19 protein-coding genes are annotated in these 18,655 nt (G+C 52.6%); 10 read left to right on the plus strand and 9 right to left on the minus strand.

Annotated elements, in window-relative coordinates:
- Nucleotides 1-18: 18 nt before the first annotated feature.
- From PsW64_RS19290 to PsW64_RS19300, 3 genes are all read right to left on the minus strand, one after another.
- On the minus strand, nucleotides 19-621 hold the full coding sequence (locus PsW64_RS19290) for a peroxidase-related enzyme (protein ID WP_063304620.1): 603 nt from the start codon (nucleotides 619-621) through the stop codon (nucleotides 19-21).
- A gap of 127 nt (nucleotides 622-748) precedes the next feature.
- Nucleotides 749-1,357 (minus strand): sulfite oxidase heme-binding subunit YedZ, encoded by a 609-nt coding sequence (locus tag PsW64_RS19295; protein WP_063304988.1) that lies wholly within the window; start codon nucleotides 1,355-1,357, stop codon nucleotides 749-751.
- Between the two features lie 676 nt (nucleotides 1,358-2,033).
- Nucleotides 2,034-2,276, minus strand: a complete 243-nt coding sequence (locus tag PsW64_RS19300; RefSeq protein WP_063304621.1) for an SHOCT domain-containing protein — start codon at nucleotides 2,274-2,276, stop codon at nucleotides 2,034-2,036.
- A gap of 270 nt (nucleotides 2,277-2,546) precedes the next feature.
- Here PsW64_RS19300 and PsW64_RS19305 point away from each other — a divergent pair, with 270 nt between their 5' ends.
- The 3 genes from PsW64_RS19305 to PsW64_RS19315 all read left to right on the plus strand — a co-directional run bounded on the left by PsW64_RS19305 (nucleotide 2,547) and on the right by PsW64_RS19315 (nucleotide 4,077).
- Complete coding sequence (locus tag PsW64_RS19305) at nucleotides 2,547-2,912, plus strand: STAS/SEC14 domain-containing protein (protein WP_063304622.1); 366 nt, start codon at nucleotides 2,547-2,549, stop codon at nucleotides 2,910-2,912.
- A 70-nt stretch (nucleotides 2,913-2,982) separates the two neighbouring features.
- Nucleotides 2,983-3,357 (plus strand): acyl-CoA thioesterase, encoded by a 375-nt coding sequence (locus PsW64_RS19310; RefSeq protein ID WP_342633536.1) that lies wholly within the window; start codon nucleotides 2,983-2,985, stop codon nucleotides 3,355-3,357.
- A 111-nt stretch (nucleotides 3,358-3,468) separates the two neighbouring features.
- Complete coding sequence (locus tag PsW64_RS19315) at nucleotides 3,469-4,077, plus strand: hypothetical protein (RefSeq protein ID WP_063304624.1); 609 nt, start codon at nucleotides 3,469-3,471, stop codon at nucleotides 4,075-4,077.
- Here the strand turns inward: PsW64_RS19315 and PsW64_RS19320 are convergent.
- Both PsW64_RS19320 and PsW64_RS19325 read right to left on the minus strand, forming a co-directional pair.
- Entirely contained in the window at nucleotides 4,074-5,117 is a 1,044-nt protein-coding gene (locus PsW64_RS19320) for a helix-turn-helix domain-containing protein (RefSeq protein WP_063304989.1), read from the minus strand. The two genes, PsW64_RS19315 and PsW64_RS19320, sit on opposite strands and share 4 nt — an antisense overlap.
- A gap of 78 nt (nucleotides 5,118-5,195) precedes the next feature.
- The gene (locus PsW64_RS19325; protein ID WP_063304625.1) at nucleotides 5,196-7,589 is read right to left on the minus strand and encodes a plasma-membrane proton-efflux P-type ATPase; all 2,394 of its coding nucleotides are present in this window, start codon (nucleotides 7,587-7,589) and stop codon (nucleotides 5,196-5,198) included.
- A gap of 233 nt (nucleotides 7,590-7,822) precedes the next feature.
- Here PsW64_RS19325 and PsW64_RS19330 point away from each other — a divergent pair, with 233 nt between their 5' ends.
- On the plus strand, nucleotides 7,823-8,809 hold the full coding sequence (locus PsW64_RS19330) for an NADPH:quinone oxidoreductase family protein (RefSeq protein WP_063293005.1): 987 nt from the start codon (nucleotides 7,823-7,825) through the stop codon (nucleotides 8,807-8,809).
- A 2-nt stretch (nucleotides 8,810-8,811) separates the two neighbouring features.
- Nucleotides 8,812-9,603, plus strand: a complete 792-nt coding sequence (locus PsW64_RS19335) for an SDR family NAD(P)-dependent oxidoreductase (protein WP_063293004.1) — start codon at nucleotides 8,812-8,814, stop codon at nucleotides 9,601-9,603.
- A gap of 156 nt (nucleotides 9,604-9,759) precedes the next feature.
- Here the strand turns inward: PsW64_RS19335 and PsW64_RS19340 are convergent, their stop codons facing one another.
- The 3 genes from PsW64_RS19340 to PsW64_RS19350 all read right to left on the minus strand — a co-directional run bounded on the left by PsW64_RS19340 (nucleotide 9,760) and on the right by PsW64_RS19350 (nucleotide 13,401).
- Nucleotides 9,760-10,875, minus strand: a complete 1,116-nt coding sequence (locus tag PsW64_RS19340; RefSeq protein WP_063304626.1) for an acyl-CoA dehydrogenase family protein — start codon at nucleotides 10,873-10,875, stop codon at nucleotides 9,760-9,762.
- Between the two features lie 11 nt (nucleotides 10,876-10,886).
- Entirely contained in the window at nucleotides 10,887-12,077 is a 1,191-nt protein-coding gene (locus PsW64_RS19345; protein ID WP_063293002.1) for an acyl-CoA dehydrogenase family protein, read from the minus strand.
- Nucleotides 12,078-12,141: 64 nt separating this feature from the next.
- Entirely contained in the window at nucleotides 12,142-13,401 is a 1,260-nt protein-coding gene (locus PsW64_RS19350; protein ID WP_244271740.1) for an acyl-CoA dehydrogenase family protein, read from the minus strand.
- Nucleotides 13,402-13,748: 347 nt separating this feature from the next.
- On the opposite strand from PsW64_RS19350, the gene PsW64_RS19355 reads away from it, so the two are divergent.
- From PsW64_RS19355 to PsW64_RS19375, 5 genes are all read left to right on the plus strand, one after another.
- Nucleotides 13,749-14,582, plus strand: coding sequence for an SDR family oxidoreductase (locus tag PsW64_RS19355; RefSeq protein ID WP_063304627.1), 834 nt, complete (start codon nucleotides 13,749-13,751; stop codon nucleotides 14,580-14,582).
- A gap of 7 nt (nucleotides 14,583-14,589) precedes the next feature.
- Nucleotides 14,590-15,060: a MaoC family dehydratase gene (locus tag PsW64_RS19360; RefSeq protein WP_063304628.1), complete on the plus strand. Its 471-nt coding sequence runs from the start codon at nucleotides 14,590-14,592 to the stop codon at nucleotides 15,058-15,060.
- Nucleotides 15,057-15,968 (plus strand): SDR family NAD(P)-dependent oxidoreductase, encoded by a 912-nt coding sequence (locus PsW64_RS19365; RefSeq protein WP_063304629.1) that lies wholly within the window; start codon nucleotides 15,057-15,059, stop codon nucleotides 15,966-15,968. Before PsW64_RS19360 ends, PsW64_RS19365 begins: the two co-directional genes overlap by 4 nt.
- Before the next feature lie 85 nt (nucleotides 15,969-16,053).
- Nucleotides 16,054-17,091: a phosphotransferase gene (locus PsW64_RS19370; RefSeq protein ID WP_063304630.1), complete on the plus strand. Its 1,038-nt coding sequence runs from the start codon at nucleotides 16,054-16,056 to the stop codon at nucleotides 17,089-17,091.
- Nucleotides 17,092-17,096: 5 nt separating this feature from the next.
- Nucleotides 17,097-17,522, plus strand: a complete 426-nt coding sequence (locus PsW64_RS19375; protein WP_208980885.1) for a GFA family protein — start codon at nucleotides 17,097-17,099, stop codon at nucleotides 17,520-17,522.
- Nucleotides 17,523-17,528: 6 nt separating this feature from the next.
- On the opposite strand, the gene PsW64_RS19380 is transcribed toward PsW64_RS19375, so the two are convergent.
- The gene (locus PsW64_RS19380) at nucleotides 17,529-18,518 is read right to left on the minus strand and encodes a pentapeptide repeat-containing protein (RefSeq protein WP_063304631.1); all 990 of its coding nucleotides are present in this window, start codon (nucleotides 18,516-18,518) and stop codon (nucleotides 17,529-17,531) included.
- Nucleotides 18,519-18,655 lie beyond the last annotated feature (137 nt).

The following is an 18,655-nucleotide window of genomic DNA, read 5'->3' on the forward strand; positions in this document are numbered from 1 at the left end:
TCCCCTCCCCTGCTCAGACTATCGTGCTGCGGAGTGATACTCTGGGTTGGGCTGCATGCCTGTTGCAGAGGCCATGCGGTTGGACATGGAGAAAAAGGCCGCGACTTCGCAAATGTCCCAGATATCTTCTTCCGAGAAGCCAACATCCCGAAGGCCTTGCCGGTCACCCTCAACAATCTCAGAGGACGTCTTCGCAATCTTTGTAGAAAAGTCGAGCATCACGCGCTGCTTGTCAGTCAAATCGGCATAGCGATAGTTCATCACCATAGCTTCACCCAGTTCCGGCTTGTTGGAATACTCCCGAACAGCAGCGCCATGGGCAACCTGACAATACCAGCAGGAATTGATCGACGAAACGGTGACAGCAATCATCTCTCGTTCCAGCTTAGAAATGCCGGAATCCCCGAGCATGAGCTCATTGTACATCTGAGAAAACGCCCTGAGCTTCTCTGGTCGGTGTGCAAAGGCAATCAGCACGTTTGGGATCAACCCGAGTTTGCTCTGACATTTCCCAAAAAGCTCCTGAATATCATCAGGTAATGGATCCGGCAGGCTAAGCTTCAAGGCAGTCGGATGCGTAAGGCTTGTGCTCTCTATTTTCTGAAAATCGGTTGTAGTCATTATATGGTCCCTCCTCCATTTCAGCAGCTTAACTGTGATTGAAGGAACTGTCCTCACTACAAAAGGAGAGCAAAGAAAAGCCCGCCTTTGGGAAGAGGCGGGCTTAGTTGGAAGGCTTGCTTGGGATTTAAGCGTGGGCGGAGAGCTTACGCTCTTTTCGTTTATTGGTGACGTGCACATATCTGTAGAGCTCTAGGAGTAGAAGCGGTGTGAAATGCACTAGTGCTGGCCCAAATTTGTAGTCTACCAGGACCCAATGGGCGAACACGAGGACTGCTGCTGCGTAAGCAAGTTTCTGAAGGTTCTTCCATCTGGACCCGAGCTGAGCGATGAACCAATCATTGCTGGTGACTGTGAGCGGAATGAAAATGAGAGAAGCCAGCCATCCAGTCCAGATCCCGATTTTGACGAGGTCTTGCAGGATAGGGCCAAGAGATCCCTTATCCAGCAGGTAGATAGCAACGTGCAGAGCTGAATAGCAGGCTGCAGCTACGCCAATATACCGCCGCCGTGCCATCAGCCAACGTACCCAATGTTGACCGTTTGTCAGGAACATCAGCGGCGTGATCATGAGGCTTATGATCAGAAAACGAGCGGCAAACTCTCCAGTTGGAAGGAGAAGGTGCTCCACCTTGTCGCTTTCACGGAGAAGCTCTCCGATGATAGCGAGCCCCGGGAGCGCAAGGATAGACCAGAAGGTAAATGGTGAGTTCCAAATTGCTCGAAGGTAAAACATGGTCGCCCGGATGAGTTTGCACTGAGTTATAAGGTGCACACTGCTGATTTCGCGGTGTTGGGGTACGTGGGAAGTCAGCAGTGTGCGGCCGATTGCGACTGCGGAGTTCGCGTTCAACCTTGTCCAAACACTGGATCAGCTCTGACTTTTCCGCAAGAAATCAGATGTAACAAAATGTCGTGGAACTTGGTTGGATTAGAGATCTAGCTGCTTCGTGGTGTCGGTTAAGTTATGGCCCAACATATTGGAGGCATTAGATAATTTATGAGGCGCCGACAATGGCCTGCAAACTGTCCTTTTCTGCATGTGTTTAGCGAAAGGCTTCCTCTATTACACTTTAACAAGAGTTGCGTTGTTTTTGATGCAAACGTGGTTGCAAACAGCAGGAACAGCTGGGGCCTCTGAAAAGAAACCCGCCGAAAATCTGCGACAGACTGTTGAGTGAGTTGTGTGCTGCGAATGTTGGCTTGGATAGAATGAGAGGAAAACTGGGCCTCAAAGCATCGGATTGATACTCGGTTTTATCGGCTTTGAGCGAGATGTGCAGGTTTTTGACCTACCAAAAACGGACGGGTCTTCAGAGCTGTGTACGTGTGAGTTGCCAACTGACAACATTGCTCTGGAAGGAAAATCGGCACTCAGGTTGCCCGAGCAGAGTGCCGATGTTGAGGGGAAGTTACAGGTTCAAACGCAGAACCTGAGAACGTTTCTGGAACTCTTCCTCATCGATTTCACCAGTCGCAAAACGTCTGCTGAGTATGTCCAGAGCTTCTGAGGTTTGGGACTTTGGCTCTTCAGGTTCAACCTTGCGAGCGCTGTTTGAACCTCCGAAATAACCGTAGGACCGGGCGATTAAAAAGCCGATGATGAGCAAGAGAATTAGAGTGATTGGGAATGGGAAAAAGTGAAATCCATGCATTCCTGCTTAATGAAACATGGTGGTCTCCTTGGGATATTTATTAGACATCACTAGAATGGGGAGTACCGGCACAGCTTTCAAATTACATTTGTAATCAACTGTCTCAACCGCTTGACCTGCGGAATACGGTTACACTTTTATAAAAGTGGACAGCTGTCAACTTTTCTAATTGGCAAGAGATTTCGAATTTACGTCGAAACTATCCATGGAATGAAACAGGATGGAAGGCGTGGTTCAGGTAGCATACTGACAGGAAAAAGAGGTGCCAGAATGGTCAAAAAACTCCCAGAAAGTTCGGAGAACATCCTCGGTTTTGAGGTGGATGGAAAGGTCGATCTTAACGAAGAAATGGAGCTGATTTCGCAGGTTGAGAACGTCCTCGACAAACATGCAAATGTCAGTGTGCTGGTGATTTTGAACGATCAAGCGAAGTGGGGCATTGATGCTGGCTACGAAGATTTGAAGTGGGCGATGACCCACATCAAGAGCTTTCATCGCATTGCAATTGTCTCTGATCGGAAGATTTGGGAGTGGCTCGTCGCGATTGATAGTCCGTTTGCAGCCATGCTTGGAATAGGTGAAGAGCACTTCGATATGGCAAATCTCGACAAGGCCTGGGAATGGGTCAGAGAATAATTAGAGCCCTTCGGGAGGTGAGAATAGAGCGTTGATAGAGACCTATCGCGGTGTAGTTTACCCCTACCAGTTGGACCATATGGGACACATGAATGTTCAGTGGTACACCGAGAAATTCGATGAGGCCAACTGGCATCTGTTCTCACAAGCCGGGCTAAGCGCTACCTATTTTCGAGAGTACAACAGGGGTATGGCTGCCGTTCAGCAAACCACTAAATACCATTCCGAAGCGCTGGCGGGAGACTTGCTTGTGTGTCGATCCGGGGTGACGGACATTCATGAAAAAACGCTCTATATCCTCCATGAAATGCATAATGCCGAAACGCAAAAATTGATTGCGACCACTGAACTGATATGCGCGCATCTGGATAGGGAAGCCCGTCATGCGTGCCCGTTTCCGCCAGATGTGCGGGCGGCGGCTTCAGCGCTTCTCATCGAGGCTTAGTAAGTCCTCCATCGCGTTTCAGGAAGGCTACTCTGGTCCTAAATCGCGTTCTAGGTCGCAGGCAATTCGCCAAACTCCCATGGTCAAACAGACAAACCATGGAGTTATCAAATGGCAGCAAAGCACAGCACCAAAGCCCTTATTGCGATTGGCGTAATAGCGATTGCGGCTTACGCGACATTCTCATCAGGCATGGAAACCTCTGAGACACTCAGCCCTGAAGGGGTGCATTCAATCGAGATCTCAGGAAGCAATCTGGGTCTGCGCATCGTCGGAGGCAATAGCATTTCAAGCGACATCAAGCTTGATACAAGCGATGCAAGAGGTTGCTCTCTAACCGCTACAACATCCAAGAATGAAGACGGTCTTATGACCATTAAGTTTGAAAGACGCGGGTCCTGGAGGCTTGGTTGGTGCGATCCGGCGGCGACGCTCAGGCTGCCGAGTTCGATGAACATCAGCGTTAAGATGGACAGATTGGCAGGTGACTTTGTGGGGCGGTTTAAGGACTTCGCGATCACCTCAGAGAAGTCTGTCATCTATTTCGACGGGAGTGTTTCGCGCTTCGATTTGGTTGGAGAGATGGCTGCGGTCTATCTGAAATTTGATGCAGATGTTCCAAAGGAAAACATCCGCATCAATGTTGAGAAACTCGTGTCCAGCATCAATTTGGCGAAGGGGTGGAAGCACGCCACGAGCATTCTGCTAGAGATCTTTTAGGCCGTCTCCACACTCTGCGCGGTCCGGCTCTCCTTCCGCCATACACTCGGGCTCTTGCCTGTGACACGTTGGAACTCGCGATTGAAGTTGGACTTCGTTGTAAAGCCAACATCGTAAATGATCGTGGTGATGGGCTTGTCCGTTGTCTCTAACAGAAGACAGGCTTCAGCCACTCGGAACCCATTGGTGTATTGCGGCAGGTTGATCTCACGCACTGTGTTGACAGCTGTCGAAATTTGGCGCGCCGGGACACGGAGTTTGCGAGCCAACCTATCGAGGGAGAGGTTTTCATCCCGGTACAGATGCTCGTTCTGCATGAGTTGATCGAGAGCTTCGACCAGCACAATCTGTTCCTCGGAGGCTGATGCGGTCGTTGTTTCAGGTTCTGGCAACTGTGGTGTAGCCGCAGGTTTGCGAGTAAACAGAACAGCGATTGTGACCAGTGCAAGCAGCATGAAGAGGTTTGCAGTGCCAACGATGGTAGCTGCATTGGTCCCCTTGTTCACGGCAAAGTCCGCTGCTACGACGAGATCAACAAGTGCGGAAGTTGAGAAAATAGCGCCTGCGATCAGCTGGGTCTGGCGTGCCGGGAGCATTTGATCGATGGGCAGATGACTGGCCCATTCCCACTGCCTGGTCGTTGCAGACCGGAAGAACAACAGTCCGTAGCCGAGATAGACAACAACACTTGTAAGATCAACCAGCACCGGAGCGTTGAAGCCGGGTGCCAGAGTGAGAGAGCTAAGAGTTGCAGCTGTCGCACCAATCGTCCAGCCAACAGCTTTCTTCGAAAGGCGATCAGTGAGTTGAAGGAATGAGAGCCAGGTCGCGGGTGGCAATAACAACGCTAGTCCTATGAGCGACCAGAGGGGGAGCCCACCCATCCCCCATTTGATACCGAGTAGGACAGATTGAATTGCATAAAGGCTGATAGTCGCTACGAGCAGCGACGGTATTTTTCGTCCATACCCGACCATGAGGCGCAACAGGATGAAACACAAAAACAGGGCAGTAAAAAAGGGAAGGGGTAAGCTCGGCAACGCGCCAACTCCAATTGCAGACAATGCTCTATATCTAGTCTGTCTGCGTGGCGAGTAAAAGAGCGTGTTGCACTTCTTTTAGCGGCAGAGCTTTCTGGCAACATTCAGCACGAACATCCAGAGGATAGCTTGAGCCCAGACGATGCCGATCAAGTCCCAGCTGATAGCGGGAACAAGGAAGCCGGATCGACAGATGGCAACTGCGAGCAATTGTGTGGTGATAATTGCCATCAGCAATTTAGCCGAAGGGTGTGGCGCCTGCCAGAACCAGTGATCATGCCGGCAGACAAACAACAGCAAATGCCCGGCGACAACCAGCTGCAGGAACATGACGCTCTGCAACTCCGCAGCGGGTACATCCAGCCAATGCCACGCTGCCATCATCAGGGCGAAGTTCTCGACAACTGAAATGAGCCCAAGCACCGTTGCTGTGCGCAGCATGTTTCCAAGCTGCCACTCCATTGGGGCTGGTGCAGCCTCTGTGTTGTCGTAGGCGATGGTGATGATTGGGATATCGTCCAACAATGCCAGCATCACAATCATGATGGCGGTCAGGGGCACCTCTTCCAACAGCAACACACTGGCTGAGACGAACACCATCAGGTTGATCGTCATGGCCACGCGGTAGTCAACGTAGCTGATCATTCGCGCGAAGATTTTTCGTGCCTCTATCACTGCATCCGTGATGACGGATAGACCGGGCAACGTCAGGATCAGATCAGCGGCAGATCGGGCGGCGTCTGTTGCACCTGAAACGGCAATCCCCACATCTGCCTGCTTCAATGCCGGGGCATCGTTCACGCCGTCACCTGTCATGGCGACGTAATCTCCGGACTGTTGAAGCGCTTTGACGATACCGTATTTGTGCTCGGGAAAGACGCGGGCGAAGCCATCTGCGTTGACGATCTCCTCGCGGATGTTGGCTGGCAGGTTGTCCATGTCCTTTGCCTCAGAGAACACCTGACTGGCGCTTTCAAGCGAGGTGCCCAGCCCCAGCTGTCCGGCAATCTCTCTGCCGATGGCAATATCATCACCTGTCACCATCTTCACGGTGATTCCGGCATTCTGGGTTTCTTCAATCACAGCTTTGGAATCGTCGCGAGGTGGATCAAAAAGAGAGAGGATCCCAAGCAGGCGTAACTCGTGGTTTTCGTTGGTCTTGGCGATACCGAGTGTGCGCAAGCCTTTGACGGCAAACTCGTGCACGGCACTGCTGGCAGCGGCCTTCTCCTCCGGTGCATTTGCGCAAAGATCAATGACCACTTGCGGTGCACCTTTGATGACCTTGAACGCTCCGCTTGGACCAGAGACGCCCGCTTCCGTTCGTTTGCTTACGGGATCAAACGGCGTGAATGTGTTTTGCTTGTAAAGCTCCAGTACACCCCGCTCAGCCTTGCTGACAATCAGGTGATCAATGACGTCTTTTTCTATTGTACTGGATGCAAGGGCCGCCATGACGACGAGCTCTTTTTCACTCTTCGCGTCAAACAGAACTGGCTCGCCAAGCGTGAGTTCGTTTTTGGTGAGCGTTCCAGTTTTGTCGGAGCACAGCACATTCACCCCTGCCAGCTCTTCAATCGCCTGAAGGTGCGAAACGATGGCTTTCTTTCTGGAAAGTGTGAGTGCACCCAGAGCCATGGTGACAGATAGAACTGCGGGCATCGCAACCGGGATTGAGGCGATCACCAGCACAAGCACCAGTTCAATGATGCCCAGAATGCTCTGCTGCAAATAAAGCTGTTTGACGATGATGAGCGCAGCAAGCAAGGCTGTGCCAAGAATGAGAAATTTGCCAATGCCCAGAACGCTTTTCTGGAAATGAGAAATGTTGCCCGCGGACTGAACCAGCTTTGCCGTGTTACCAAAGAATGTGTTGCCACCCGTCGCAGTCACAAGTGCCTGCATGGTGCCCTGTTTAATGATTGAACCGGAATACGCCACATCACCGATCTGCTTATCGACCGGGAGAGACTCGCCCGTCAGGGCTGCCTGGTCGACCGCAAGGTATGGCCCTCGTTCCAAGATGCAGTCTGCCGGGATGATGTCTCCGTTTTCCAGATTGATGATGTCACCGGGAACGATTTCCTCTGCTGGAATGTCAGCCCACTTCCCGTCTCGTTTCACACGGGCTTTGAGTGCCATGGATGATTTTAGTGCCGCCAGCGCGTCAGCTGCTTTGCTGCTTTGAACAAACTCGATGCCAGAGTTGAGGATCAGCATAAACAGGATGATCGTGAAGTCGGCCCAGTGCTCGATGATGGCTGACAGGATCGCCGCAATTTCGATGAGCCACGGGATAGGCCCCCAGAATGTTAAAAGCAGCTGAGCCAGTTTGCTGGTCTTCTTTTCTTCCAGCGCATTGGGGCCATATTGCTTCAGCCGGTTGGATGCGGTTGATCCCGTCAGTCCTTCCGGTGAGCTTTCCAGGCGTTTGAATTCATCAGCTAAGCTGGGCTTATCCTGTTCAGCCATCCGGTCTTTCCATGGATTGAGCACTCATCATGGGAATATCTTCGCTGTTGCATGTAAACGGATGATGAGAACAAGGAGAGCTTCCATGAACCGTGGTTTCCTGATTGCGAAGCGTCTTGCTCAAATTATTCAGGTTTGCTGAGAGGGGAGGGGACTTGCGCCTAGCGTTGTGGTTGCGCTCACTGTGTTTCCGTAACATACTCACGGGTATGTTTTGATTTGGGAGGGAAATCATGCGTGCTGTTGTCTGCTCAGAATACGGACCACCAGAGGCTCTGCGTGTGGAAGACGTTGAACGTAAAGAGCCGAAAAAAGGGCAAGTGCGGATCGCGGTGGAAGCTGCGGGCGTCAACTTCCCTGATACGCTGGTGATTGCGGGAAAATATCAGATCAAGCCGCCAATGCCATTTGTGCCAGGTGGTGAGGTTGCTGGCAGAATTGAGGTGGTGGGTGAGGGCGTCACTCAGTTTGCGCCGGGTGATCCGGTGATGGCGCTTCTGCTGCAACAAGGTGGCTATGCAGAAGAAGTTGTGGTTGATGCGTCTGCTGTCATGAAGCGGCCTGAAGCTATGTCTGCTCATGTTGCTGCTGGCTTTACGATGACCTATGGCACGTCCATGCATGCCTTGAAGCAACGTGCACAATTGCAACCAGGAGAAACACTGCTGGTGTTGGGCGCTGGCGGTGGTGTTGGGCTCACGGCTGTCGAGCTGGGCAAAGTCATGGGTGCCAAGGTGATTGCTGCGGCCAGCTCTGCCGAAAAACTGGAAGCTGCGCGAAAAGCAGGTGCGGATGAGCTGATCAACTACTCCACGCAGGACCTGAGAGAGCGTCTTAAGGAGATCACGGGCAAGGCTGGCGTTGATGTTGTGTACGATCCGGTTGGCGGAGAGCTTTTCGAACAGGCACTCCGCTCAACAGCCTGGAATGGTCGCGCATTGGTTGTAGGCTTTGCTGCTGGCGATATCCCATCAATCCCCACCAACCTGCCTCTGCTAAAGGGCTGTGCTGTTATGGGCGTGTTCTGGGGGGCGTTCCGCATGAGGGAGCCGGATAAGGACCTTAATAACTTCTCAGAGCTGTTTAAATGGTTCCAGGAAGGCAAAATCAACCCGACTGTTAGTAAGAGCTATTCTCTGGAGGAAGCTCCTCAGGCGCTTCGAGACCTCATGGAGCGACGTGTGGTAGGCAAGGTTGTTCTGGAAACCGGGAGGGAATGAAGATGCAACCCAGATTTGCAGGTCAGGCAGCCCTGATTACGGGCGCAGGCAGCGGCATTGGCCGCGCAACCGCGATCCGACTGGCGGAAGAAGGGGCCGCGATCGCTCTGGTGGACCTGAATGAGGACGGCCTTGATGAAACCGCAGGGCTGTTGCCAGAAGGTTGCCGTGCGCGGGTCTATGTCGTTGATGTTGCGAATGAAGAAGCGGTTGAGAGCTGCGTGGATGCCGTTGAGAACACCTTTGGCGGTATAAGCGTTCTTTGCAACAATGCCGGGGTCATCTGCGAAGGTTCCTGGGGCGGCAGCCATGAGGACTTTAGCGACTGGCTCAAAGTTTATGAGGTGAATGTACTCGGCGCAATGTTATTTACCAAGTACACCCGCGAGCAACTCAAGGCTTCAGGCCGCGGTTCTATTGTGAATACTGCATCCGTTGCTGGAATCAGAGCCGGTGCTGGCGGGAATGCCTACAGTGCTTCCAAAGCTGCGCTCATCAATTTTACAAAAACATCTGCCTGCGATTTTGGCGAGCACGGCGTGCGTGTGAATGCGGTTTGTCCGGGGCTTATTGAGACCGGCATGACAAAACCTGTGTTTGATCACGCCCGCAGTGTTGGCAAAGAAGACAGGCTCGGCTCAAGAGCGGAACTGCGTCGGCATGGTGATCCTGCTGAAGTTGCAGCAACAATCGCTTTCCTTGCCAGCCGCGATGCCAGCTTCATCACCGGCCAGGCCCTCGCTGTTGATGGCGGAAACACATCCTCCCTCAACATGCCGGGTATGAAGATCTGAGATGGTTTTGGTTAGCCAAAAATGGAAAGAGCCAGTCTGCAACACCGGGCAATGCTGTTGCGGACTGGCTCTCGCTGATCCAAAGGGGTGGACCAGATGGCTTCAATTATGAAGTTACTTTAGAAATAATCACAAGTAGAATTACGGATTATACAGTTAAAGACCCCGTGTTTTTAGCAGAAAGTCTATATGGTGAGCACTGTCACCCAGCATCTCTGTTAACACCCGGTCGTGTTTCATGAACAATCCGACGTCAACTTCGTCGGTCATACCGATTCCACCATGCATCTGCACCGCTTCTTCTGTTGCCACGCGAGAAACTTTAGCAACCTTGGCTTTGGCTGCTCGGGAAAGAGACTCTGCCTTATCGGAGGTTGTATCTATTGCGCGTAACGCGAAAGAGACGAGTGAAGCTGTTTGTTCAATCTGGCAATAAAGGTCGGCCATTCTGTGTTGAAGTGCCTGAAACATGCCGATTGGAACACCAAATTGTTTTCTTTCATTCAGGTATGCCGTTGTGCGCTCTGCAACTTCTCTTGCAACTCCAAGTTGTTCTGACGCTGCAATCGCACGACCTGAGCGGAGCGTGGCTTCCAGAACGGTCGTGCCCTTATCAAGCGGACACAGCAAATCCTTGCCATCCAGATGCAAATTGCTGATCTGAATGTTTGCGGCATTGCGGCTGTCCAGCATAGCGTTGCGCTCTACCTCAACTTCCGCCGCGCTTGGATCTACCAGAAAAAGCCCAGTGTCTTCGCCGGTTTTTGCAACAACAATCAGCCGGTCGGCGTTGTAACCATCAAACACCGCACGTTTTCTGGCGTTGAGAATGAAGCCGTTGCCGTCCGGTTCTGCCGTGGCTTTGATGCGGGATGGGTTGTGCTTTGCTCCCTCGTCGATTGCCAGTGCAATAACAGCTTCACCAGCGGCAATCTTTGGTCCCCACTCACTCAGATGATCCCCACCAGACTGGCGCAGTGCAATTGCACTCAAAACAGCGGTGGAGAGGAACGGAGAGGCCGTCAGGTTGCGGCCCATTTCCTCAGCCACAAGGCCCGCAGCGCGGTGGCCAAAGTCGTATCCGCCTGCGTCTTCTGGCAGCAACATGCCAAACCAGCCCATGTCGGCCAGTGTTTTGTGAAGCTCCTGATTGAAGCCAAGCGCCTCTTTCTGGTCGCGCAGATCACGCAGTGCCTGCACGGAGGCGTTTTCTGCCATAAAGCCAGAGGCGGAGTCCTTCAGAAGGGTTTCTTCAGAGCTGAAAAGTTCCATGTTTTCTCTCCTTAACCCAATGATGGCAGGCGTAGCACTGCTTTTGAAATGATGGAAAGCATGATCTCCGAGGTGCCGCCTTCAATGCTGTTGCCTTTAGAGCGCAGCCAAGAAGCAGACTGATTGCCGATGCCGTTGTTCTCTTCCGGCCCAGACAAGGCTTCGAGCCCTCCAGCCTGTACAACGAGGCTCTGGCGGCGTTTGTTCAGTTCTGTGCCGAGATACTTCAGCTCTGCAGAACGGGCGCCCAGCTGGTTACCTGCGCGGTGGAAGTCTTTTGCGGCAGCAAGGTGTGCGGTCAGTGCCATTTCATCAATCAGGAACTCCCCGATATCAGCACGAAGGAGCGGATCATCCAATCGGCCTGTCTCATCCAGCCCGATTGAGTGGATCGCAGTCTCATAAAGGCCAGCGGAACCGCCAAAAATCGCATCCAGATTGCTGACCATTTCGCGTTCATGGGTCAGCAGATACTTGGCGATTGTCCAGCCGTTGCCGCGCTCATCAACCACATTCTCCATAGGCACCTTCACGTCATCGAAGAAGGTTTCGCAGAACGGAGAACTGCCGGAAATCAAGCGGATCGGCTTGGTGGAAACGCCCTTACTGGTCATATCAAACAGCAGGAACGAGATGCCTTTGTGTTTCTTCGCATCCGGTTCGGTGCGCACCAGAGCAAAGATCCAGTCAGCTTGATCCGCATAGGAGGTCCAGATCTTCTGGCCGGAGACGAGGAAGTGGTCGCCCATATCCACGCCTTTGGTTTGGACTGATGCCAGATCGGAGCCGGATCCGGGCTCTGAGTAGCCCTGACACCAGCGAATTTCACCGCGGGCAATCTGGGGCAGGTGCTGCAGCTTTTGCTCGTGAGAGCCGTATTTCAGCAGAGCGGGACCAAGCATCCAGATGCCAAAGCTTTCCAGTGGAGACATGGCGTTAATACGCGTCATCTCCTCTTTGAGGATCTTGACTTCGTCACCGTTCAGGCCGCCGCCGCCGTACTCTTTCGGCCAGCTTGGCACGGTCCAGCCACGCTCGGCCATGCGCTCCAGCCATTGCTGTTGTGCTTCGGACTTAAAGGTCCAGTTGCGGCCACCCCAGCAGATGTCGCTCTCTGTGGTGACTGTCTTGCGCATGTCTTGCGGGCAGTTCTCTTCCAACCAAGCCCTTGTTTCCATGCGGAAGTCATCAAGTGATGTCATTGCGTTCTCCCTGTTTTGGAGTGCAGATGCAAAGGATAAGGAGAGCGGTGGCTCTCCTGCCTTATCAGATCTTTTCCTGAGTGTGTTTGCGCAGCTCAGAGCGGCCAATGAAGTTGCGGTGCACGGCATCCGGGCCATCCGCAAAGCGCAAGGTGCGCAGGTTCATCCAGTTGGTTGCCAGTGGGGTATCCTGAGAGATGCCCTGACCGCCAAACATCTGCATGGCTTCATCCGTCACCTTGAGCGCCATGCGCGGGGCGACCACCTTGATCTGGCTGATCCAGAATGCTGCTTCGCGGGCGGAGGCATTGTCCATCATCCATGCAGCTTTCAGGCAGAGGAGGCGGGCCTGCTCAATCTCCATGCGGCATTCTGCGATGATGTCGAAGTTGGCGCCCAGTTTGTAAAGCTGCTTACCAAAGGCTTCACGGTTGATGGAGCGCTTACACATCAGCTCAAGCGCTTGTTCCGCTTGTCCAATTGCTCGCATGCAATGGTGGATACGACCCGGTCCAAGGCGGCCTTGTGCCACTTCAAAACCGCGCCCTTCTTCCAGAAGCAGATTCTCGACAGGGACACGTACATCCTCAAACCGCAAGTGCAAGTGTCCGTGAGGGGCGTGGTCATGGCCAAACACCTGCATCGGGCGCAGCTTGGTGATGCCCGGTGTGTTGGCGTCTACCACGATCATGGAATGCTGCTGATGCTTGGTGCCGTCTGTCGGGGTGTGAACCATGGTGATGTAGACCGCACAGCGCGGGTCGCCAGCGCCAGAAGACCACCACTTCTCGCCGTTCAGCACGTAATGGTCTCCATCTCGCACGCAGGACATGCGGATGTTGGTGGCGTCGGATGAGCCGTGGTCTGGCTCAGTCATCAGGTAGGCTGAGCGAATCTTGCCTTCCAGCATGCGCTTCAGCCAGGTTTCTTTCATCGCCTCGGAGCCATAGCGCTCAAACACCTCCATGTTGCCGGTGTCAGGGGCGTTGCAGTTGAATACTTCTGGTGCGAGCGGAGATTTGCCCATCTCTTCAGCCAGATAGGCGTATTCAACGGTGCTGAGGCCGTAGCCGCGCTTGGAGTCTGTCAGCCAGAAATTCCAAAGGCCTTTGGCGCGTGCGCTGGCCTTGAGACTTTCCAGAATTTCTGTTTGCCGCGGAGTATGTTGCCAGCGGTCTCCCACTGGAATTTCATCATGAAATTCATCCTCGAGGGGCATGATTTCATCGCGAACCATGCTGCGCACTTGTTCCATGAGTGGCGCTACACGCTGGCTTACTCCAAGGTCCATAGCTGGACGTTCGGCTAATAAAGTGTCGCTCATGATTGACCCTCCCAAGACATCTGAGCTCTTTTATCTTTACAGACCCGTGGGGAAATTCCACTTATTATCAGAGGGATAGGTGATCATGAGCTCACACACAAAATCAAAATCCCAGGCCGGAGAGACAAAAGAAACGAGCTAAAAATTTTGCTTTACAACTGTTGATATACGGAAACATACTACTGAGTATGTTGTCAACTGCGCGCGAAGATGAGCACGCTTGACCATTGGTTTAAGGTGGCCTCCTCAAAACGTGGGCGGCGGTATCTGAATGAAGAAACGCCTGAATCAAGTCGCGTGAGATGCAGTGGCAGATCGAAGAACACTATGGGAGGTAGGGTGTCTTCATGGGATATCTTGAGGAACTGTTTGGTGTCGCTGGCAAAACGGCGCTGGTAACAGGTGGTGGAACCGGCATTGGCCGCATGGTTGCCATTGCACTGGCAGAAGGTGGCGCACGCGTCTTCATCTGCTCGCGCAAGCTGGATGTGGTTGAGAAGACAGCACAAGAGATCAATGCGAACCTGAAAGCCAACAACCCGGCTGCTGCCGGATCTGTTGAAGCGTTTCAGGGAGATGTTGGCTCTGAAGAGGGCGTGTTGGCTCTTGCTGAAGCTGTACGTGAGCGCAGCCCAAAGCTTGATATTCTGGTCAACAATGCTGGCATCACCTGGGGTGAGCCACTGGGCACCTTCCCATATTTTGCGTGGAAGAAGGTGATGGATGTCAACGTGGCAGGCCTGTTCCACCTAACCCAGACTTTGTTGCCAGAGCTGAAAGCTAGCGGACGCCCGGATGACCCGGCACGTGTCATCAATCTTGGTTCGGTGATGGGGTCCACGCCGATTGGGGATGGAGCTTACTCTTACTCAGCCTCCAAGGCCGCAGTGCACCAGCTAACGCGTATCCTCGCAAAGGAGCTGGCGAAAGAACACATTACATTCAACGGTTTCGCGCCGGGACCGTTCCAATCCAACATGACAGCGTTTGCAACAGGCACGGACGAAAAAGCAGCGCATGTGGGTAAAGGTGTGCCACTTGGCCGGATCGGACACCCTGATGATATCGCAGGCGCAACGCTCTTCCTTTGTGGCAAAGGCGGGTCTTATGTCACGGGGGAAGTGATCCCGCTGGATGGTGGCATTCATATCGCCACAGGCACCAATTTGTTTGGACAGTGAGGGGCTTATGGAACTGACCATAGAAGAACTTGAGGCCCGGGTTGGCCAGCAGATCGGCTTGTCTGACTGGGTGGAGGTGGATCAGTATATGATCTCCACCTTTGGCAAACTGACCTTTGATGAACAGTTTATCCATATGGATCCTGAGCGCGCCGCTGCTGAAACCCCGTTTGGCGGTACCATCGCCCATGGGTTTCTCACGCTCTCGCTCGCCAGCAAATTCGCCATAGAAACCCTGCCGGATGTGAAGGGGCGGACCATGGGCATCAACTATGGTTTCAATAAAATCCGCTTTTTACATCCCGTTGCCAGTGGTAAGCGCATTCGGGGACGTTTCACTCTGGATAATCTGACCCGCAAGGGAGATGGTCAGATCCTTCAGGAGTTTGGTCTTTCAATTGAGATTGAGGGTGTCGAAAGCCCTGCGTTGGTCGCAGAATGGCTGACAATGACGTTTTTTGAGGAGGTAGCTGCATGACGCAGGACACGATAAATTTTGCCGGTCAGGTAGCGATTGTTACGGGCGCAGGCGGTGGGCTTGGTCGTCTTTACGCGCTGGACCTTGCTGCGCGCGGCGCTGCGGTGGTGGTGAATGATCTGGGCGGTTCTGTTGATGGCTCCGGTTCGTCCGCAACCGCTGCTGAAACGGTTGTTGAGGAGATCAAAGCAGCAGGCGGCAAAGCAATCGCCAATGCTGCGGATGTGACGGATGAGACTGCTGTCAACGCTATGGTTGCGGCCACCATTGAAGGATTCGGGCGCGTTGATATTCTCATCAACAACGCTGGCATCTTGCGCGATAAGTCCTTTGCCAAGATGGAAATGTCCAACTGGAACAAAGTGGTAGACGTGCACCTCAATGGCGCAGCACTCTGCACCAAGGCCGTCTGGAATGTGATGAAAGAGCAGGGCTATGGCCGCATCATCATGACTACATCTCCATCCGGCATCTATGGCAACTTTGGGCAGGCGAACTATGGCGCTGCGAAAGCGGGCCTGTGGGGCATGATGAATACGCTTGGCCTTGAAGGGGCAAAGAGCAACATTCACATCAACTGCATCGCACCTTCTGCTGGCACACGCATGACAGAAACCATCATGGATGCTGGCACGCTGAAGATGCTTGCGCCAGAGAACATCACGCCTGCAGTGGTGTTTTTATGCTCTCAGGATGCGCCAACCCGTAAGGTGCTTGTGGCCGCTGCTGGCACTTACACACTGGCCGAAATGGTTGAAACACAAGGCATTCATCTGGCTGAGGATGACCGTACACCAGAGGCTATCGCTGCCAACTGGGGCCGGATTGCTGACCGCACAGATGCGGAGCCGGTGAACAGCGCCATGGAAGGTGTCGCCAAGCTGGTAAAGGCAATGGCCAACGCCTGAACCTAAAAGCCGATAAGGAGCCTGACTGTTCACGGGACGAAGGAACCGTCAGGCAACCGGATGTTTCATGGAAGGAGGGGAGCCCATGACGAACGCCTTGCATAAATTAGAGAAACCAGCGCTACAGGCTTATCTGAAGCAGCACATACCGGAGTTTGGTGAGCTTCTGGAGATTGAGAAATTTCCGGGCGGCCAATCCAACCCAACTTACAAGCTGGTGACCTCTGATAAGACCTATGTCATGCGAGCTAAACCTCCGGGAACCTTGCTGAAATCCGCCCATATGGTGGATCGCGAGTATCAGGTGATGACGGCTCTGGCGGGCAGTGATGTGCCTGTGCCCAAGACCTATCATTTGTCTGCGGAGGCTTCTCCAATTGGCACAATGTTCTTTGTGATGGAGTATGTTGAAGGGCGGATTTTCTGGGATCCAGCGCTGCCAGAGTGCTCCAATGAAGAGCGTATGGCGATCTTTGCGGAGATGAACCGCGTGTTGGCCGCGCTGCACGATGTCTCTCCCAATGCCGTTGGTCTGATGGACTATGGCAAGCCCGGCAACTACTTTGAGCGGCAGACCGGACGCTGGATCAAACAGTACAAGGCTTCAGAAACCGTCACAATTCCAGCCATGAACCGGCTGATGGAGTGGCTGGAAGCGAACATGGTGGAAGATGATGGTTCGACTTCGCTGGTGCACGGGGATTACCGGCTCGATAACCTGATCTTCCATCCCACAGAGCCACGGATTGTGGCTGTGCTGGATTGGGAGCTTTCTACGCTTGGCCATCCGCTGGCGGACCTTGCCTATCAATGCATGCAGTGGCGTTTGCCGTCTTTCAAAGGTTTGCGCGGTTTGGCAGGGCTGGATCGTGTGGCGCTCGGTATTCCGCTTGAAGAGGAGTACGTACGCCAGTACTGTATGCGTCGCGGGCTTAGCGAGATTGAGAACTGGGAGTTCTATCTCGCGTTCTCCATGTTCCGATTAGCCGCAATTATTCAAGGGGTTGTAGCACGTGCTGAAGCAGGCAACGCCTCCAACCCGCAAGCCGCAGAAATGATGCGAAAAGCTGTCCCTCTCATCGCCGCTATGGCGTGTGAGGTGGTTGGCGAACTGGTGGAGTAACGAGAGTGAACAAGCGATCCGGGCGTTGTATGTGCGGGGCGGTGTCCTACAAAATTGAGGGCGACCCGGTGGTTACGGCTCAATGTCATTGTGAGGAATGCCGCCGGGTGAGTGGGACCGGCCATACGGTTGGTGCCATGTTCCGGGCGGATCAGGTGAATATCTCCGGCGAGCTGGGCGAGTATCTTTACACCTCTGCCAACGGCTCAAAAGTCACCAAAGCCTTCTGCCCAGGCTGCGGAAGTCCGATCTATGGCCGCAACACCAACGCGCCTGACCACATAACGTTGCCGCTCGGTTCCATGGACAACGCGGATGATCTGGAAATTGAGGTCGTCATCTTTGACCGCGACAAACCGCATTGGGATGCCCTGCCAGAAACAGCAGCGATCTTCGAAACCCAGCCAGACTGGAAGCCAGAGAAGGTGTGAGATGTGTTAATCATCTGGAGTGTTCCAGACAATCAGTTGGTCATGGAATTTTTTTGGAAATTCAACTACTTGAGCATGATCAACCACCGTGAATGAAAGGCTGTTTATATGCTGAAGGTATTTCTTCAGGTCTGACCCTTGCCAAGTTGCTCCATTTAGTTCTGCACCTTCCAAGTTTGCACCAAAAAGATAGCTGTTATTCAGGTTTGCTCGAGTTAGGCGAGTAGCTAAGTTTGCGAGAAAGAGCTGCGAGTTATCAAAGTTTACAGCAATTAACTGTGCCCCTTCAAAGTTGGCCCACCTAAAATTCACGTTTTGAAAATTAGAACCTGAAAGATCCGTGCCTTTGAGATTGACACCTTTCAAGTCGGGTTCCCAATCTTTCTCTAGCAAAATGTTATCTGAAGTACGCAAAGTGCTAAAGGCAATTGCTGCTTCTGCAATGTCACTTGGTGCTTGATCGTGATATTGTCGATAGCATGCATTATCTGAAAAAGGTTCTAGTTTTCCATTTTCAATCAAATTTCTTTCACTTTGCTCCTGATCAGCACTTCTATCTCTAATAAAGGAGCACAGTAATTTCTGAATGGGAAGGTAATGATGTTGGGGGTCGGACTGAGCCAGTTCGGTTAGAGCATATATGCCAGCTTCACGCACAGAGAGCTGCCTGTCTCCTAGCATAGCTGCTGCTTTTTGAAATCGGTCAGTGTTCTGTCCTCGTTCAGCAAGATCTGCTTGTCTTGTTGCTGTTTGTGTCCTGTCCCAAGCAAGATAAAGACCTGCTAGGCCTAAAGCCATCAAGCCAATATTACGCAAGATGACGCTAAATGCTGGGTTACTTCCGCCCCAGAACTCTAATCTTAAGAGTTTGGAAGTTTCGAAATCAGTAAGGTTCACTGCAATCACTCCAACTAACGTTGTTAGCAATGAACTAATGGACAAAATAAGAGCAATGTTCCAAGTATGGTCTTGATCGCGTTGGTTTTTATTACGCACGTTGAACCTGTTTACTTATCTACTTCATCTCGGATGAGCCTACGCCAAATCTTGTGAGATTTGCAATCTATAGTCGTGAGGTAAGATTGGTTAAATGAGGTCTCACTCAAGAGTTAGATACTCAAGTTGCGACTTAA

Origin of the sequence: Pseudovibrio sp. W64, assembly GCF_001623145.1 — a bacterium.
Lineage (GTDB): Bacteria > Pseudomonadota > Alphaproteobacteria > Rhizobiales > Stappiaceae > Pseudovibrio.

Excerpts from the sequence above, each read along its gene's own strand:
- PsW64_RS19290 (WP_063304620.1), bottom strand. The coding sequence starts at position 621 with ATGACTACAACCGATTTTCAGAAAATAGAGAGCACAAGCCTTACGCAT.
- PsW64_RS19335 (WP_063293004.1), top strand. The coding sequence starts at position 8,812 with ATGCAACCCAGATTTGCAGGTCAGGCAGCCCTGATTACGGGCGCAGGC.
- PsW64_RS19365 (WP_063304629.1), top strand. The coding sequence starts at position 15,057 with ATGACGCAGGACACGATAAATTTTGCCGGTCAGGTAGCGATTGTTACG.
- PsW64_RS19325 (WP_063304625.1), bottom strand. The coding sequence starts at position 7,589 with ATGGCTGAACAGGATAAGCCCAGCTTAGCTGATGAATTCAAACGCCTG.
- PsW64_RS19370 (WP_063304630.1), top strand. The coding sequence starts at position 16,054 with ATGACGAACGCCTTGCATAAATTAGAGAAACCAGCGCTACAGGCTTAT.
- PsW64_RS19295 (WP_063304988.1), bottom strand. The coding sequence starts at position 1,357 with ATGTTTTACCTTCGAGCAATTTGGAACTCACCATTTACCTTCTGGTCT.
- PsW64_RS19340 (WP_063304626.1), bottom strand. The coding sequence starts at position 10,875 with ATGGAACTTTTCAGCTCTGAAGAAACCCTTCTGAAGGACTCCGCCTCT.
- PsW64_RS19360 (WP_063304628.1), top strand. The coding sequence starts at position 14,590 with ATGGAACTGACCATAGAAGAACTTGAGGCCCGGGTTGGCCAGCAGATC.
- PsW64_RS19330 (WP_063293005.1), top strand. The coding sequence starts at position 7,823 with ATGCGTGCTGTTGTCTGCTCAGAATACGGACCACCAGAGGCTCTGCGT.
- PsW64_RS19350 (WP_244271740.1), bottom strand. The coding sequence starts at position 13,401 with ATGAGCGACACTTTATTAGCCGAACGTCCAGCTATGGACCTTGGAGTA.
- PsW64_RS19355 (WP_063304627.1), top strand. The coding sequence starts at position 13,749 with ATGGGATATCTTGAGGAACTGTTTGGTGTCGCTGGCAAAACGGCGCTG.
- PsW64_RS19315 (WP_063304624.1), top strand. The coding sequence starts at position 3,469 with ATGGCAGCAAAGCACAGCACCAAAGCCCTTATTGCGATTGGCGTAATA.
- PsW64_RS19305 (WP_063304622.1), top strand. The coding sequence starts at position 2,547 with ATGGTCAAAAAACTCCCAGAAAGTTCGGAGAACATCCTCGGTTTTGAG.
- PsW64_RS19300 (WP_063304621.1), bottom strand. The coding sequence starts at position 2,276 with ATGCATGGATTTCACTTTTTCCCATTCCCAATCACTCTAATTCTCTTG.
- PsW64_RS19345 (WP_063293002.1), bottom strand. The coding sequence starts at position 12,077 with ATGACATCACTTGATGACTTCCGCATGGAAACAAGGGCTTGGTTGGAA.